Origin of the sequence: Nitrosomonas halophila (assembly GCF_900107165.1) — a bacterium.
GTDB lineage: Bacteria > Pseudomonadota > Gammaproteobacteria > Burkholderiales > Nitrosomonadaceae > Nitrosomonas > Nitrosomonas halophila.
In genome coordinates this window covers 1-16,267 of the sequence record NZ_FNOY01000065.1, presented here as the reverse complement: position 1 = coordinate 16,267, position 16,267 = coordinate 1, and the positions used below count along the sequence as shown (strand labels likewise).

The following is a 16,267-nucleotide window of genomic DNA, read 5'->3' as shown; positions in this document are numbered from 1 at the left end:
TCATCTTCTCAGAGATTGGGCGGGGTGCTCCACTATCACCGGCCATGGTCTTACAAAAGGCGCTTTCGGTTACCCACAAATTCTGCCGAGGAGCCCCTATTTCAAAGTGGGTGATATAGCTCAAACCAGCATATCAGGCCTGGAGAACACCCAATATATCGACAAGGTAGACGACAATCAGGAAAAGCATCAGGATGGCTTGGTGACTGTTGATAAAGAGGTCGACCGGATTTATCTGGCTGTCGGTAATCATCTTGTCATCCATGATGCTACTTTGCGGCGTCGTATCCGGATTACCTCCAAAGGCAATCGAACAGCTGTGGTCTGGAATCCTTGGGTAAAAATCTCGGCGGAGATGGCAGATTTGCAGGATGATGATTACCTGCGTTTTGTCTGTGTCGAGACCACCAACGCAGCCACCGATCGCGTCAGCATTCAGCCGGGTAGCGAGTACAGACTGGTGGCCAATTACCAAATCGAGCAGGATTGACGGATGGGGGACAAGTGATCATGCCGGGCTGCATCGGCTGCGAGTACCGTGACAGTTGGTTTACGGCTGTTCATGATCATCGAGTCCAAGTCAAAGTTTAGGGTTCTGGGAATTCTCCTTCACAATCTCCAGCCCGGCACCGCACTGCCAGCATAGCTGGAAGTTGTAGGGATTATCCTCGCCGCATGCCGGGCAGGTAAGTGTGCCGGATACTTGGGGCGTCTGCTCGTAGTCGATGATGACAGCCCGGCCGCGCTCAAAATCATGGTCGCGGATAATCCATATTTCTGGGTAAGCGTGCGTAAACGGGATATCGCCCACGCCTCCTTGTGCATAGACATTGAACAACCTGGCCGGGATATAGGCACTCTCCAGTAGATCCATGATGATATGCGCCTCGAGCAAGTGATTGGCGGTGTAGAGTTTTCGCATTTGATGCTACAGAAAAATGGTCCAGAAGTTAGTTTGCCGATTTGACCCGTTGTTCGAGTTCAGTCAACTGCCAGCGTACCGATACAAATCAGCAGATAGCTGATGATTTCAGAGAACGATCCTCAAAAATTATCCTAATTCGGATCTTGTCTCAAGGTATTCCGTATGATTTGATCGGCTTTGCACAAGAGGGCCTCGATATGCGGTTGGTAAAGTATGGCTATTGCACTGATCTGTCAATTGATCGGCTAGGAGGCTGTCCGAGAATAGCTGATCTACTGCGGACGAGCCTGACTGGCCGGATTTTCCGAGCCTTTTCGTTAAATAGAAGCACTATTCGCCTCAAATGATCGAAAAATCCCGCTCAGCCGGCTTCGCCCTCGCTACGATCGCTATTCTCGGACAGCCTCCTAGGAACGGAAAGTGATCTATTGCAAAATGGTCGAGTATGTCTGCCTCTGGTGCGGCTGGGTGCCTGGCCTTGGCGTTACTCAGTGATTGACTGTGAGCCAGCCGGTTGGATGGTTGCAGGTATCCATGGTGATGGCAAGCAGGTATTGTGACATGACGCCATTGCCCTGTAGCCGAAAACTGGGGCCGGGAGGGCAATCAGTGAGGTCGCAGTGGAGAAGCTCGGCTGCTGGTGACCCAGTGAGTGGCATCTTGGAGTGGTCGTGTGGAGGCTCCTGGATCGCTAAACAAAAAGAGGCATTCCCGCCCGGGAACACCTCACAAGGTCAATTATGGCTGAATATGGTTGCTATCAGGAAACTTCGCTGTCGGTTGTTTCTGTGACGATAGCCGCCGCTTTCATGCTGAGCCGGAGCCTGCCTTTGTCGTCAGCCTCGAGTACTTTGACGCGGACTGCCTGGCCTTCTTTGAGATGGTCAGACACATTCTCCACGCGCTCGTTGGCGATCTGGGAAATGTGCAGCAAGCCATCTTTTCCGGGCATGATGCTGACAATGGCACCAAAATCAAGTAGCTTGAGCACCAAGCCATCGTATATCTTACCGACTTCAACATCGGCGGTGATATCCTCAATGCGTTTTCTTGCTTGTTCACCGCCTTCACTGTTGACGCAGGCGATTGTTACCACGCCGTCATCGGTAATGTCGATAGTGGTGCCGGTTTCTTCGGTCAGCGCGCGAATGACTGCGCCACCCTTGCCAATGACATCACGGATTTTCTCGGGATTGATTTTAAACTTAATGATGCGTGGCGCATGCACCGAGATATTTTCCCGTGTGGCGGGCAGTGACTGTTTCATAATACCCAGGATATGCAGACGTCCTTCTTTGGCTTGCAGCAAGGCGACCTGCATGATCTCTTTGGTAATGCCCTGGATTTTTATATCCATTTGCAGCGCGGTAATGCCATTCTCGGTGCCGGCTACTTTGAAATCCATATCGCCGAGGTGATCTTCATCACCAAGAATGTCCGTGAGCACGGCAAAGCGATTGCCCTCCTTGATCAGTCCCATGGCGATCCCGGCAACATGCGCTTTCAGGGGAACGCCTGCATCCATGAGGGCCAGACACCCCCCGCACACGGAAGCCATGGAGCTCGAGCCATTCGATTCGGTTACTTCCGAAACAACGCGCATGGAATAGCCAAATTCTTCCACAGGCGGCAGTACTGCCACCAGGGCACGTTTGGCCAACCGGCCATGGCCAATCTCGCGTCGTTTGGGTGTGCCCACGCGACCGGTTTCACCGGTGGCGAACGGTGGCATATTGTAATGAAGCATGAAACGCTCGGTGTAATCCCCCTGCAAAGCATCGATTCTTTGCTCGTCCCGGGTTGTGCCCAGCGTGGCGACTACCAGCGCTTGTGTTTCACCGCGCGTAAACAGCGCCGAGCCATGCGTGCGTGGCAGTACGCCATGACGAATGGTGATCGGTCTGACTGTGCGGGTGCCGCGGCCGTCAATGCGCGATTCACCGTCCAGAATGCTGTTGCGAACAATCTTCGATTCGAGCTCGAAGCCGATTTCGCGGGCTGCCTGTTCGCTTGGTCCTTCCTCGGTTCCAACACCCAGTTCAGCGAACACGCGCTGCCAGGTTTCATTGATCGCTTCCGTTCTGGCGGCTTTGTGTTTCAGCGTGAACGCGTTGCGTAGATCGGCCTCCGCCAGTTGCGAGATTTTTTCGGCGAGTGCGTGATCTTTTTCTGCTGGCTGCCAATCCCAGGCTGTGACACCCGCTTCATCAGCCAATTCGTTGATTGCCTGAATGACCTGTTGCATTTGTTCGTGACCGAACATGACAGCACCCAGCATCACTTCTTCGGACAGTTCGCTGGCTTCCGATTCGACCATTAGAACCGCTTGCTCCGTCCCGGCCACAACAAGATTGAGCTGGGTTTCCTTGAGCTGACTGGTGGTCGGATTGAGAATGTATTCATTATTGATGTAACCCACTCGCGCGGCCCCGATAGGGCCGTCGAAAGGGACGCCGGAGAGCACCAGTGCGGCAGAGGTGCCAATCATGGCAGGTATGTCGGCATCTATTTCGGTATCGGAGGACAATACCATCGCGACAACCTGAACTTCGTTGTAAAAGCCATCGGGAAAAAGGGGGCGTATGGGCCGATCAATCAAACGGGAAGTCAGTGTTTCCTTTTCAGAAGGGCGTCCCTCGCGTTTGAAGAAACTGCCAGGGATGCGGCCTGCAGAATAAAATTTTTCCTGATAATCAACGGTAAGCGGTAGAAAATCCTGTCCAGGTCTGGTTTTCTTATCTCCCACTACGGTAACCAGCACAACCGTATCATCCATGGAAACCATGACCGCGCCATGTGCCTGCTTGGCAATTTCTCCAGTTTCAAGCGTAAGGGTATGGTGTCCGTAGGTTATGCTTTTTTTTATCGGTTTCAATTAACAATCCTTCTCTTTGTGATCAAATCATGCCTAGTATTCACTGCAAACAGTCGCATCTGGCCGTGGAAACAGGAGTGATTTCAAACTCATGCTGAATGAAAGTGAGGGATATGCCATGTTTCCGGGGTAATTGCTTCTATTGCATTTGCGGTTATTTACGGTTTGCTGTCCGGTAAATTCCCGCACTTTTGTTTGTTATTTTCTCAAACCAAGACGTTCGATCAACGCCTGATAGCCGTCACTGTTTTTTGATTTCAAATAATCCAGTAGTTTGCGCCGCCGGCTGACCATGCGCAGCAGGCCCCGACGGGAGTGATGGTCCTTGACATGCGCCTTGAAGTGACTGATCAAGTCGTTGATGCGAGTTGTCAGAAGTGCCACTTGCACTTCGGGAGAACCGGTGTCGCCAGCGGCTCTTTGGTAGTCGCGCACAACTTGTGCTTTTTGATCGGTGGTTACCGCCATATTGTTTTCTCCTGCTGAGTAATTAATTTACATGCTTCACAAAGCAGCGATTTTACTCTTTAATAAAAGACTTGTCCAAGTCAAATCAAGGCATTGGCGCCAGTGCACAGCGGCGATCATTTCTTGAAAATGAAGAACGATAAACTGTTTTTTTAACCGTGTTTTTTGTAATGGGCCGGTGATTTCTCTTTTCAAATTAACGTGGTGCTGCAATCCGGGTATGGCTATATAATTGAATGGCTTTGCTCGCAGGGGAACAAAACCGATATTCACAATGCCGAATGGCTAGTTTTTTTGCGAATTGACTGGTGAAGGATGACAGAAAAGGGGCGTCGCAGCCCCCTTGCAAATAACGCATGCATGGCATGCGGTTAACCTTGTTGACAATGCATTGGAGCGCTAGAATGCTAGCTTCAAATTATACCACTTAGGGCGATTTCGCATGACCCAAGTTTATTTTGACCACAATGCCACGACTGCTGTGGATGACGCAGTGCTGGAAGCGATGCTGCCCTATTTCAGGGAAAGTTATGGCAATGCTTCCAGTGGACATTCGCTGGGTCTTGCGGCCCGTCGGGCGGTGAATCTTGCGCGTGAGCAAGTGGCTCAGGCAGTGGGAGTCAAGCCTGCACAGGTTATCTTTACCAGTGGCGGGTCGGAGGCAAACAATCTATTTATCCGGGGTGTGGCGGAGAGTCTGAAGCCGGCTGCAGTGGTCATCAGTGCGATTGAACACCCTTGTATTCGCCGTCCCGCCGAGGAGCTGGCCAGAAAAAGAAGTGAGCAATGGCAGTTGCATCAATTGGCGGTCGACGCGTCGGGCGAAATCAATATGGCGGAAGTGGCAACTTTGCTGGCCGGAGTGAAGCCAGTCATGGTGTCGGCTATGCTGGCCAATAATGAGACGGGCGTGATTCAGGCGGTTGCGCCGATTGCTGACGTTGCCCGAGCCCATGGTGCCTGGATGCATACGGATGCTGTGCAGGCATTTGGCAAAATACCGGTGGATTTCAGGGAACTGGGCGTGCATGCAATGACCTTGTCTGCGCACAAAATATACGGACCCAAGGGGGCGGCGGCGCTCATTATTGACCCGCGCTTGCCGATCAAGCCGCTCATCTATGGGGGAGGACAAGAAGAGGGGTTGCGTTCGGGCACCGAGAATGTGCCGGCGATTGTTGGCTTTGGTGCCGCTTGCGAATTGGCCGTCTCCCGGGTGGAAGCGTTGGCAGCGCATACTGGCGCGTTACGGGAACACCTGGAGCAAGGGCTGCTGGCGATGGGGGCAACGGTATTCGGGCAGGGTGCGGCACGTTTGCCGAATACCTGCTACTTCGCGTTGCCCGGTATCGAGGGAGATACCCTGGTGGTTCGTCTGGATAAAGCCGGTTTTGCGGTGGCGAGTGGTGCGGCCTGCTCCAGTGCCACACCCGGTAAAAGTCACGTGCTGGAAGCCATGCATGTGACACCTGTATTGGCCCGCTGTGCGGTACGAGTGAGCTTTGGCGCGGGCAATACCATTGCCGAAGTCGATGCTTTTCTGGCGACAGTCCAGCGTGTGGTCGATCAATTGAAAAGCATGAGCGTAGTATTAGGCGCATGAGTGCTCGGCGGAATCCGAGCGATAAAACGATAACCGGGCATATCCATGATCAAGCAAGGCAGTCAATTTCCCAGTAAAGCGATTATCCTCAGTGCGGGGCAAGGCAGGCGATTGTTGCCGCTCACTGAAAATACGCCTAAATGTTTGTTGCCGGTAGCGGGCAGGCCAGTCATCGCCTGGCAGATCGATGCGTTGCTGGCTGCCGGTATCAGGGAAATTGTCGTGGTCGCTGGTTTTCAGAGTTGTCAGGTCGAAGCGCTGCTAGCCGAGCGATATCGTGAGCAGGTCAGCATCAGGGTGTTGTTCAACCCTTTTTATGAGGTGGCAGACAATTTGGCGAGTTGCTGGATTGCACGCCAGGAAATGGATGCCGATTTTTTGTTGCTCAATGGTGATACACTGTTGACTGAAGATCTGCTGGCAAGCGTATTGCGGGCGCGAGCTGCACCAATTATGCTGTGTGTCGATTTCAAGACAGTTTATGACGAAGATGATATGAAAGTGCAACTCGATGCACAGAGACAAATCAGGCAAATCAGCAAAAAATTATCGGCTGATGAAACAGATGCTGAATCGATTGGCTTGATTTATTTTCGTGGGCAGGGTGTTCAGCTTTTTCGTCAGGCTGTGGAGCAGGCATTACGCGATGCCCGCAATCTTGGGTCATGGTATCTGGCAATTATCGATGGGCTGGCAAAAGAAGTTGGCGGGGTCTGCAGTCAATCGGTAGCCGGTTTTCTCTGGTGCGAAATCGATTATATTCACGATTTGCACAAGGCGGAAAAGTACTTTGGGTCGCTTGCTGGGGGGTATCATCGGCAGAAAGCGTGATCGATGAGCACCTATCTGGTCAAGTGGTATGAATGCCTAACGATCGAAGTCCTGTATGAGTCTGCAGATTTTTAATGACACCATGCGCAAATTTGGCGCGCCTGAGACCATCATACATCAGTACGCGCATTGGAGTGTGCAACTGCGACCGGCTCAGCTTACCTTGGGTGCGCTGGTGCTGGTTGCGCATGAGCCGGTGCACGCCTTTTCCGCATTAAGTCCAGAAAGTTTTGTAGAGCTGCAGGAAATAACCGGGCAGATCGAGTCGGCCTTGAACCAAGCATTCCAGTACGACAAGGTGAATTATCTGATGCTGATGATGGTCGATCCGGACGTTCATTTCCACGTGATCCCTCGTTATGCGCAGCCTCGGCTGTTTGATGGCAAGACTTTTTTTGATGCTGGGTGGCCAAGTGTGCCGGATTTCAGTAAAACCAATGTGACAGATTCAGCTGCAAATCAGCGAATTATCGAACACTTGGTCGCGTACTGGCGCTGTTAGGAGCAAGTTGATGGCAGGCAACTCGGATACAGTTGAAAGTTTCCCATTGTATGAGGCACGTGCACTGGTGCGTGACCTGATGACTCCGAATCCCTGGATTTATTGGACGGATTTCCTTTTCCATATCGCGCTCGGCTGGAGCGCACTGGCCATCATGTTGCATACGTCCTGGTGGTCGATCTGGCAGGTTTGCGCCTATTTTGTAGCAGTGATTGCTTTTTACCGGGCTGCAATTTTTATTCATGAACTCGCGCATCTTGCGCGCGGCACGTTCAAGTTCTTCCGCGTCGTTTGGAATATGACTTGTGGCATCCCGTTCATGATCCCTTCGTTTACCTACGATGGTGTGCATCATGAGCATCACAAACCTGGGGTGTATGGAACAGCTGAGGATGGGGAGTATCTCCCATTTGCCAGGCAACGGCCAGCGGCAATGGTGGGGTACGTGCTGCTGTCAGTGATCCTGCCGCTGTTGCTGGTGATGCGTTTTTTAGTGCTGACACCGTTGTCTTATCTAATTCCGGCGCTGAGAAAAGTGGTATGGGAACGTGCTTCTTCGTTGACCATCAATCCGGCTTATATCCGTAGCCATGATGCCATTCGCAATGATCATGATTGGCGCATACAGGAATTTGCGACTTTCTTGTTTGTCTGGGTGGTCATCGTCAGCGTGATATTTGATACTCTGCCCTATCAGCTGCTGTTGGCCTGGTATGCCATTGCAGTGACAGTCTTTATCCTCAATGCCCTGCGAACATTGGCAGCGCATGCTTATCGCCATTCAGGCGCGCACAGTTTGACACTGGTCGAGCAATATCTTGATTCCATCAACATTCCCGGAAACTGGTTCACTTCCTTGTGGGCGCCGGTGGGATTACGTTACCATGCCACACATCATCTTTTCATGAGCTTGCCCTATCACAATCTGGGTGAGGCGCAAAGGCGGCTTTCGCAGCAGCTGGGTGATCACTGCTTGATCTCGCTGACCAGCCGAAAGGGGTTGTGGGACGCGCTGAAGCGCATCTGGCTAGAGGCCGCGGCTACTAAGCCGGTTAAAGGGGCTAAAGAATAACTCAAATGCAATATCCGAGTTGCCATGATCAGAATTTCATCCACCTACTTCCCGATTTCGACAAACGATTCGAGCGATTATGCTGAAAAGAATCGGTGTTATGCGCTAGCTTTGCCGGGTCTGTACGCGGCGCCGACCCTATTTTGATTCAGCCGAATCCGGGGAGTATTCGTGAATGAAAAACAGAAACTGACGCGTTTGGTGTTGTTGCGTCATGGGCAAAGTATCTGGAATCGTGATAGGCATTTCACTGGCTGGAGCAATGTCGCGCTCAGCCCGGCTGGCGAGGAGGAAGCGAGGGCCGCTGGGCAATTGCTCAAGCAGGCGGGGTTCACTTTTGATGCTTGTCTGACCTCGGGGTTGAGGCGTGCCCAAGATACCCTTGCGCTCGCATTATCCACCATGGGCCAGCAAAATCTGCCCGTGTATCGCAGTTGGCGTTTGAATGAGCGCCATTATGGCGCACTGGAAGGTATGCAGCGTTGGGCGGCTATACGCAGGTTTGGTCTCTGGTCAATCGTGAGTTGCCAGATTCGTTTCAATGCCAGCCCGCCTTGTTTGGCATTGGATGACCTGCGGGCACCGGTAAACCAACCATGCTATGCCTCGGTTGACCGCTCTCAATTGCCCCTCGGGGAGAGCATGCAGCATACCTTGGAGCGAGTATTGCCGTTATGGCAAAATAGGATTGTTCCGGAGATTCGGGCTGGCAAGCGTCTGCTGATCGTTTCGCATAAAAATCTACTAAAAACGCTGGTGATGCAATTGGAGGGCTTGACGGGTTTGCAGGTCATGCGCCTGTCGATAGCGACAGGCCGGCCGCTTTGTTACGAGCTTGATGCTTCGCTCAGACCGGTAAGACGTTACTATCTGTCGGCCCTGAATGATGGAGCGCGTAAAGCCGCAGTCTAGTACTCCGTTCCGTCAATTGGCTTACAAATGAAATCGATGGATTCGCCTGTCAGACTAGGAGGCTGTCCGAGAATAGACTGATCTACTGCGGACGAGCCTGATTGGCCGGATTTTGCGATCCTTTTCGTTAAATAGAACGACTATTCGCCTCAAATGATCGAAAAATCCAACTCAACCAGCCTCGCCCTCGCTATGATCGCTATTCTCGGACAGCCTCCTAGGCGCAAACCGCAGTCATAGCCGTAGCTATGGCGAGGATTTGCAACAACGCATGACAGGCGAAGACGCGATTTCATGTAAGCGGTTTGGCGGAACGGAGTACTAGAGAAAAGCGCGACAGGCTGCGGCATCGGAATGCTGTCGCATTTCTTGGCCTGCATCCTGGCCCTATTTCGCGCATAAGCCTGGAAATCCCGCTTGGTCGGGGTGAACTGTGCGATTCGGCGCATACGGCTGCCACTACTCATTGGATGGGTATGAAAGCAACGATTTTTTTGTGATAACAACCAGTTGCACAGGATAACGATCAACCGGGATTTTCAGGGCCGATTGGCAGCCGATAAATTATTTGTTTTTATCCGCCTGCTTGACCTGGTCAACGATACCGGTCAGGACACCGCTGGCAATTTTGTGCAGCAGATCTGCCGTGATTTGCGTGAGTTGGGCGCCTGCCTCCAGTTGCGCGCGGCCAGTTGAAGCCATTTGATGCGCAAAAACGGCGAGTGTGTCCTTAAGTTGCGCACCCACAGCCGTACCGTTGCGTTCTGCATGTTGGTAAAGATCTTGTAGTGTTTCGGCAATCAGGCCTTGGGCGGCGGTTGCGGCCTGTTTCAGAGTGTCCATAAACAGGCTTTCCAGGCTTTCGAGATCGGCCCGTGTTTTTGCCAGCTCACTGTGCGAGAATTGCTTGGCTTTGCTGGCCGCTTCTTCCAAGGCCAGTTTCGAGGCGCCGGCGAGTTGCGCAAACGCGGCATCCAAGCCTGCCACTGCTTGGATGATTTGTGTTTGTGCAGCCTGTGATTGTTCCGAAGCATGTGACAATTCATGCTGAGCGCCTTCGTGCGCGCCTTCCATGACAGCCGCGGCAATCCGCACCAGCGATTCAGGGTCCAGTCCATTGGCATGCATGGCCTTGAGTGTCAGATTTCTAACCGTTTTCTCGATATCACCGCCATGCGCAACAGCTTCTCTGATTTCCGCAGTCAGCTGGGCGATATCGTCATTGGCGTGAGTTGCGCCAGGATTGTCATTTTGCATTTTCTGAATTCTCCGCTTGTGATTGGTGCGATACGGGCATTGTGCGCCTCATGTGGTCAGGCGGTCAAGGCCGCCCATATAGGAACGTAAAACCTCTGGAATGGTGATGCTGCCATCTTCATTCTGGTAATTTTCCAATAGGGCTACCAGTGTTCTTCCGACAGCCAATCCCGAGCCATTGAGAGTGTGCAGCAACTCCGGCTTGCCTTGTTCACTACGAAAACGTGCCTGCATGCGCCGCGACTGAAATGCCTCACAGTTGCTGCAAGAAGAAATCTCTCGGTAGGCGTTTTGAGCGGGCAGCCACACTTCAATATCATAAGTCTTGGCTGCAGCAAACCCCATGTCTCCTGTGCATAACAACATGACCCGGTAAGGTAGCTCTAATTTCTTGAGAATGTTTTCAGCATGGCCGACCAGCGATTCCAGTGCCTCGTAGGAGTATGCCGGGTGGGCGATCTGTACCAGTTCCACCTTGTCAAATTGATGCTGACGGATCAGTCCGCGGGTATCTTTGCCATAGCTGCCTGCCTCGGAGCGGAAACAGGGGGTATGCGCCACAAATTTGAGCGGAAGTTGCTCAAGAGGGACAATCGAGTTGCGTACCATATTGGTGAGCGGGACCTCGGCAGTGGGAATGAGGTGCAGATTTGGGGCTTGGGCCAGGGCGGCAGACTCTTCTGGGGAACTGGTCTGAATGGAAAACAGGTCGGCCTCGAATTTTGGCAATTGACCGGTTCCGCGCAGGCACTCCGAATTGACCAGGTAAGGCACATAGATCTCGTTGTAGCCATGTTCCTGGATATGCGTATCCAGCATAAATTGCGCCAGGGCACGATGAAGCCGGGCAAGATTGCCTTTTAAAACGCTGAAGCGAGCGCCGCTTAGTTTGGCAGCAGTTTCAAAGTCGATGAGTTGAAGATGCTCGCCGATGTCGGCATGATCCCTAATAGAGAAATCGAAAACTCTCGGTGATCCCCAGCGACGTAATTCGGGATTGTCGACCTCGCTTTTGCCTGCGGGAACACTTTCATGTGGTAAATTCGGTACTTCCATCAATAACTGCTGCAGCGCTGCCTGGATGATCTCAAGTTCATTTTCCGCTTGTTTTAATTCGTCACCGAGATTGGCCACCTCCGCCATAATTGAGCTGGTATCTTCTCCGCGTTGTTTGGCAATACCGATTTGTTTGGAAATTGCATTCCGTTTTGCTTGCAATGATTGAGTAAGTGTCTGTATCGATTTGCGCTTTGTTTCCAGAGAATTAAAATCTTCAGCAGGGAATGCATAGCCTCTTTGGGCAAGACGTGCGTTAATATTATTTAGATGTGTGCGTAGTTGTTGGATATCAAGCATGTGGGCTCCAAGAATCAGGAACTGATGAGTTTGTCAGCAGGGCTGAGGAAAAGCTATGCAATCTATGTTGATCGGGCAGATTGATTCATGGCGGCGATTCGTGCCCGGATACATCGGCGCGCAAATTTCGGCTACCAATACGCACGTTAGTGTGATGGACATTGGGCCGTCACTGGGAAATGCTGTAGCATGTTTTATCCTCTGCTTCCTGAAATATACGAGATTCTATCTCTAACTGGCGATGCACGGCATTAAACCTGTCTCGAATGCGATCTAGCAAGGTGCGTCGATGCGCCGCCTAATCATCATATCGGCATAACGAGAACAGCTTGTGGCCCTGTTGCTGTAGCCGTTTGCTTCCACCGATTGTGGGCAGGTCCACTACGAGGCAGCATTCAATGACTGTGCCATTCATCTCCTCAATCAGCTTGATTGCGGCTTCCATGGTGCCGCCAGTCGCGATCAGATCGTCGATTAACAATACGCGATCGTTTTTTTCAATCGCATCCACGTGTATTTCTATCCGATCACGCCCGTATTCCAGCTGGTAATCGCAACCTATCGTGTCAGCAGGCAGCTTGCCCGGCTTGCGAACCGGAACAAATCCCGCTCCCAATGCATAGGCGACAGGTGCGGCGATAATGAAACCTCGGGACTCGATACCGACGACTTTATTGATTTTTTCGGAGCGATAACGCTCGGTAATTTGATCAATGGTTGTGCGCAGTCCGGTAGGATCCTTCAGTAGCGTAGTGATATCACGGAACATGATCCCTTCGCGAGGGTAATGGGCAATGGTGCGAATAAGCGATTTGATGGGCATTGAAGCAAGTTTGCAAATTAAAAGAAAAGTCGCCCACTATTGGGCTTGCTGGGAATGTTGAGGTTAGAAAAATAGCTCCCGTGATCAGACCTATGTTGGTTGGCTGCGATCAACGGTAGCTCAAGTGTAGCCCTATGCACAATGCTCAGCCAGATTCGGGCCATGATTTGTCGTCAGTTTTGCCGGGTGCCCAAATGTATTCTGCCCTGGTGTAGTGATGAATGACACCTCCTGTCATGTCTTCTGCCATAAGCAATAAGCCCGGTCGATGATGCATGCGCTGCATGGCGCATTGATATGCCGCTTGCCGGAAAAAGTTTGGAACAGACTCAAGCATGCCGATGATACAGGCCAATCAATTCGGCATGGGCAATCACATGACCCTCCATGGCTTTTTCCAGTTCGGTTTTTGTGGGTTCGTTCAAATCGGGGAGTAGGGTGTCCAGTGCATAGAGCTTATGGAAATACCGGTGAGTGCCAGTCGGTGGGCAAGGACCGCCATAGCCTGTGCGTTTCCAGTCGTTGACGCCCTGCAGACAGCCTGTGGGCAATGCATCGGCTGTGACGTTCTCGGGCAATTCGCTCGCAGTTGGGGGGATATTGTAGAGTATCCAGTGTACCCAGGTCATTTTGGGTGCTGCAGGATCAGGTGCGTCTGGATCATCGACGATTAAAACCAGGCTTTGGGTGTTCGCTGGCATATCCGTCCAGGCAAGCGCAGGTGATATATCCTGGCCATCACATGTGTGGCGAGCAGGAATGTCACCCTGATTGTTAAAAGAGGGTGAAATGAGAGTGAAAGTCATAATTTCCTCCTTGTGACACTCTTAATGCTGGCAAGAATCGCTCCTGCGCTAGTCTACATGGGTTTGATGGTTAGCGCTATGCATGTGTGGAGGTATGCTGGAATTGGCCGGCAGGAAGCATGAGGCGCCAGGGTCACAAATGTGAGGGGGGAAATGCTCTGGCACGGAGAGCAGGGTAAGGGCTGAAATGCTGCAGTAGATTGCAGAAACGAAAGTTTATTGAGTCTGTTCGTTTTGTGCTTTACGGTTAGCATGCAGTCTGACAGGCAGTCATTGACTGCATGCTATCGGGTACAGGCGTGCTACGCCTTTTGGTTTGGGTCTGACAAGTGTGACTTAGCTTTGGGATTCTTTGGACAGTTCTTTCTCTGCATTTTTCTTGCGCATGAAGAAGAACGCCAATCCACCCACAGCAGCGACAATGAATATCATTTCCAGCATGCCCAGACCGGAGCCGTGATTGCCATGGCCGCCACCACCTACATGTAACGGGACGCGCACGGCTGTTTTGACATTACCCGCGTTATCTTCGGTTTCCAGCAGAACGAAATATTGGCCAAGATGTTCGAGTTCAGTGGCTACTACGATAATGCCTGATAGATACTGCTCAGCAGGCATGTAGAGTACTTCGTGCTCCCCATGTTCGCTGCCTTCGTGTCCTTCCATGACAACACGAACTGCGATCGGGATTTCGCGGGTATCGAGATCAGAAATCTCGATCGTCATATTGATTTTTCCTGCATCGGGTACATGATTGCAGAAAGAATGCATCGGAGGAATATCGCCTTCGGGTACTTCATAAACGCTCACGGTAACAGGAAAATCTCCGGTTTCGATTTTGCAGCCCCCGGCATCGTGATGGCCTTCATGTGCGAGCATTAACTGAGCAGATAATGGTAATGACATCAAAAACATTGATACTGCAATACATAACCATGCAATGCTTTGCGAAGCTTTTTTCATAATTTCTAGTTTCTCCACTTTTTAAGTCTTAGGTTTCAGCCGTAGCCAATGTGTGATAAGGCAGGGTGCATCGGAAAAAGAGTTGCCACATTTGCTTTGACTACGCGCAATTGCATGGCGAGCGTAAATGTTCCACATAGTATCTCGTGAATTCGATATAAATGCCAAATTACACGTTTCTAGCTCTGCACTCATTCTGCCCGCTTTTTCTCAGCTTTCCTTTCCTGTCTTGATGAATTTGTTGCAATCACTTCAACCAGGCTTTTTGCTATTTTGGATGGTTCGCGATTGTATAACAAAAAAACCATGATGGGATATAAACCATGTGGATAAAATCATACACTTTCATGGATGCTGTCCGGTATCGGGCGAAGCGTCACTTATCTTTATTTATCAGAATATTATTGGCGGACCCAAAAAAATATAAGGCTTGTCTTTCCAAAAATCCTTCAAAAATACTTGACCCGTTTTTTTAAATCAGCTAGAAGAAAACTTCACCCCAATATCACGTCGTCAATGTTGGCATTGGGGTGGGAGAGAGAAAAGATTTAACTAGCTCTCATAAGACTGCTCAATAGTGAATAAGTTCACTGATGGGTATTGGATGGCTAGTTATGTCATATAACCATGTTTTTCTGGGACGGGGCCAAGTGGCTGCTTGTTCCAGAAAAAATAAACTATTTCAATTTCTTATTGAGAAAGGTATAAACTAATGAAAAAGCAGATAGCGGGTCTAGTGGCGCTAGGTTTCGCCTGCGCTACAGCAAATGTATCCGCCCAGGGAGACAGCGTACTTAGAATGAAAGTCGAAGCCTTGGAGGCGAAAGTTGCTGAGCTTGAAGGGCATTCGGAAGGTGGGCATGCGTCCGATGGTCATAATAAATTTCATGGTGGAGTTACCCTGAAGCAGGATACTTTCTTCGGCTTCCAGACCATTTTGGATGCGGGCTATGAAATTACCGACAATATCGATTTTACCTTCTATTCCTGGTTGTGGACCAATCCCAATTTTGGGCGTAGCAGCGTGGTGTCCGGGCCGGATGGTGATGTCGTCAACTCCGGCGGCAATGGCTTGTGGACGGAGTTTGGCATCGGTCTGAATTTCAGGTTCCTCGACAATGCGTTAAGTATCAATCCCAATATCGGTATGCTGAACGGCTCGTTGCTGTCCTCCGAGATTGTCGGCAAGGATATCCGTGCCGGTGAAGGGGTTGTGCCCAACCTTGTTGTCAATTATGACGATGACTATTTCACGGCAAACCTCTATGTGGCCTACTATCTGGCTACGCGCGGCCCGCGTGCGCGGGACTTTCTGCACAACTGGATCAATGTCGGGGTGAAGCCTGCCTTGTTTGATATGGGCGGAGTGCTGCCAATCAATTCAGTCGGTATCCATTGGGAACACCTTTGGGCGGCCAAGAATCGTATCGATAGCAGCCTGGAAGGCGTTGTGTATAACTGGGTAGGCCCTTATGTCGAGTTTGGTTTGCCAAAAAACCTTGCTTTGCGTTTTGCTGGCGGATTCGATGTGAAGGGTGATGTGTCCAGCAACTTCTATCAAGCCAGCATCAAGCTTGATTTTTAATATAAAAACAATAAGGAACGTCTTGGCTTTCGATGCTGTGTAATGAAAGCAAGGCGTTCCACTCCTTAAATTTCTTGACACTGAATATGTTGAGGAAGTAGGCTTACAAAGAAAGTGGTTTTTTGCTGGCTGCCCGGTTGGACCGGGTGGCCGGTTGTGTATTTTTTAACTAGATAGCAAAACGATAACGCTTGAAAAGGAGAGAGACATGCATGCCAGGCATTGGCTGAAAGGTATAATGCTAGCGGGAGGGCTGTTGCTAGCAGGGATGGTACAGGCGAACATCTCG

At 51.0% G+C, this 16,267-nt stretch carries 16 protein-coding genes; 7 read left to right on the top strand and 9 right to left on the bottom strand.

Annotation, left to right across the window (positions count from 1 at the left end; all coding sequences use genetic code 11):
* Positions 1-490 (top strand): aldose epimerase family protein (locus tag BLV85_RS12085; protein ID WP_483869870.1); only part of this gene is annotated, 490 nt, incomplete at its 5' end.
* A gap of 90 nt (positions 491-580) precedes the next feature.
* Here BLV85_RS12085 and BLV85_RS12080 read toward each other — a convergent pair.
* From BLV85_RS12080 to BLV85_RS14945, 4 genes are all read right to left on the bottom strand, one after another.
* A complete protein-coding gene (locus tag BLV85_RS12080) occupies positions 581-922 on the bottom strand; it encodes a putative signal transducing protein (RefSeq protein WP_090415505.1) in 342 nt (113 codons plus the stop codon).
* Between the two features lie 763 nt (positions 923-1,685).
* Positions 1,686-3,800 (bottom strand): polyribonucleotide nucleotidyltransferase, encoded by a 2,115-nt coding sequence (gene pnp, locus BLV85_RS12075; RefSeq protein WP_090415504.1) that lies wholly within the window; start codon positions 3,798-3,800, stop codon positions 1,686-1,688.
* 198 nt (positions 3,801-3,998) lie between these two features.
* The gene (gene rpsO, locus BLV85_RS12070) at positions 3,999-4,268 is read right to left on the bottom strand and encodes a 30S ribosomal protein S15 (RefSeq protein WP_090415503.1); all 270 of its coding nucleotides are present in this window, start codon (positions 4,266-4,268) and stop codon (positions 3,999-4,001) included.
* Between the two features lie 36 nt (positions 4,269-4,304).
* Complete coding sequence (locus tag BLV85_RS14945) at positions 4,305-4,541, bottom strand: hypothetical protein (protein ID WP_143032340.1); 237 nt, start codon at positions 4,539-4,541, stop codon at positions 4,305-4,307.
* 169 nt (positions 4,542-4,710) lie between these two features.
* On the opposite strand from BLV85_RS14945, the gene BLV85_RS12065 reads away from it, so the two are divergent.
* The 5 genes from BLV85_RS12065 to BLV85_RS12045 all read left to right on the top strand — a co-directional run bounded on the left by BLV85_RS12065 (position 4,711) and on the right by BLV85_RS12045 (position 9,188).
* A complete protein-coding gene (locus BLV85_RS12065; RefSeq protein ID WP_090415502.1) occupies positions 4,711-5,871 on the top strand; it encodes a cysteine desulfurase family protein in 1,161 nt (386 codons plus the stop codon).
* Between the two features lie 45 nt (positions 5,872-5,916).
* Positions 5,917-6,702, top strand: a complete 786-nt coding sequence (locus BLV85_RS12060) for a phosphocholine cytidylyltransferase family protein (protein ID WP_176974033.1) — start codon at positions 5,917-5,919, stop codon at positions 6,700-6,702.
* A 55-nt stretch (positions 6,703-6,757) separates the two neighbouring features.
* Positions 6,758-7,204: an HIT family protein gene (locus tag BLV85_RS12055; protein WP_090415501.1), complete on the top strand. Its 447-nt coding sequence runs from the start codon at positions 6,758-6,760 to the stop codon at positions 7,202-7,204.
* 10 nt (positions 7,205-7,214) lie between these two features.
* Complete coding sequence (locus BLV85_RS12050) at positions 7,215-8,276, top strand: fatty acid desaturase family protein (protein WP_090415499.1); 1,062 nt, start codon at positions 7,215-7,217, stop codon at positions 8,274-8,276.
* A gap of 171 nt (positions 8,277-8,447) precedes the next feature.
* On the top strand, positions 8,448-9,188 hold the full coding sequence (locus BLV85_RS12045; RefSeq protein WP_090415497.1) for a 2,3-bisphosphoglycerate-dependent phosphoglycerate mutase: 741 nt from the start codon (positions 8,448-8,450) through the stop codon (positions 9,186-9,188).
* 564 nt (positions 9,189-9,752) lie between these two features.
* Here BLV85_RS12045 and BLV85_RS12035 read toward each other — a convergent pair.
* The 5 genes from BLV85_RS12035 to BLV85_RS12005 form a co-directional block, all read right to left on the bottom strand.
* Positions 9,753-10,445: a DUF6781 family protein gene (locus BLV85_RS12035; protein WP_090415493.1), complete on the bottom strand. Its 693-nt coding sequence runs from the start codon at positions 10,443-10,445 to the stop codon at positions 9,753-9,755.
* 48 nt (positions 10,446-10,493) lie between these two features.
* A complete protein-coding gene (gene serS / locus BLV85_RS12030; RefSeq protein WP_090415489.1) occupies positions 10,494-11,801 on the bottom strand; it encodes a serine--tRNA ligase in 1,308 nt (435 codons plus the stop codon).
* A 298-nt stretch (positions 11,802-12,099) separates the two neighbouring features.
* Positions 12,100-12,624: an adenine phosphoribosyltransferase gene (locus BLV85_RS12020; protein ID WP_090415485.1), complete on the bottom strand. Its 525-nt coding sequence runs from the start codon at positions 12,622-12,624 to the stop codon at positions 12,100-12,102.
* 329 nt (positions 12,625-12,953) lie between these two features.
* Entirely contained in the window at positions 12,954-13,430 is a 477-nt protein-coding gene (locus tag BLV85_RS12010; RefSeq protein ID WP_090415482.1) for a YbhB/YbcL family Raf kinase inhibitor-like protein, read from the bottom strand.
* A 336-nt stretch (positions 13,431-13,766) separates the two neighbouring features.
* Positions 13,767-14,393, bottom strand: a complete 627-nt coding sequence (locus BLV85_RS12005; protein ID WP_090415480.1) for a hypothetical protein — start codon at positions 14,391-14,393, stop codon at positions 13,767-13,769.
* A 712-nt stretch (positions 14,394-15,105) separates the two neighbouring features.
* On the opposite strand from BLV85_RS12005, the gene BLV85_RS12000 reads away from it, so the two are divergent.
* Entirely contained in the window at positions 15,106-15,978 is an 873-nt protein-coding gene (locus BLV85_RS12000) for a DUF6733 family protein (RefSeq protein ID WP_090415478.1), read from the top strand.
* The last annotated feature ends 289 nt before the right edge of the window (positions 15,979-16,267 follow it).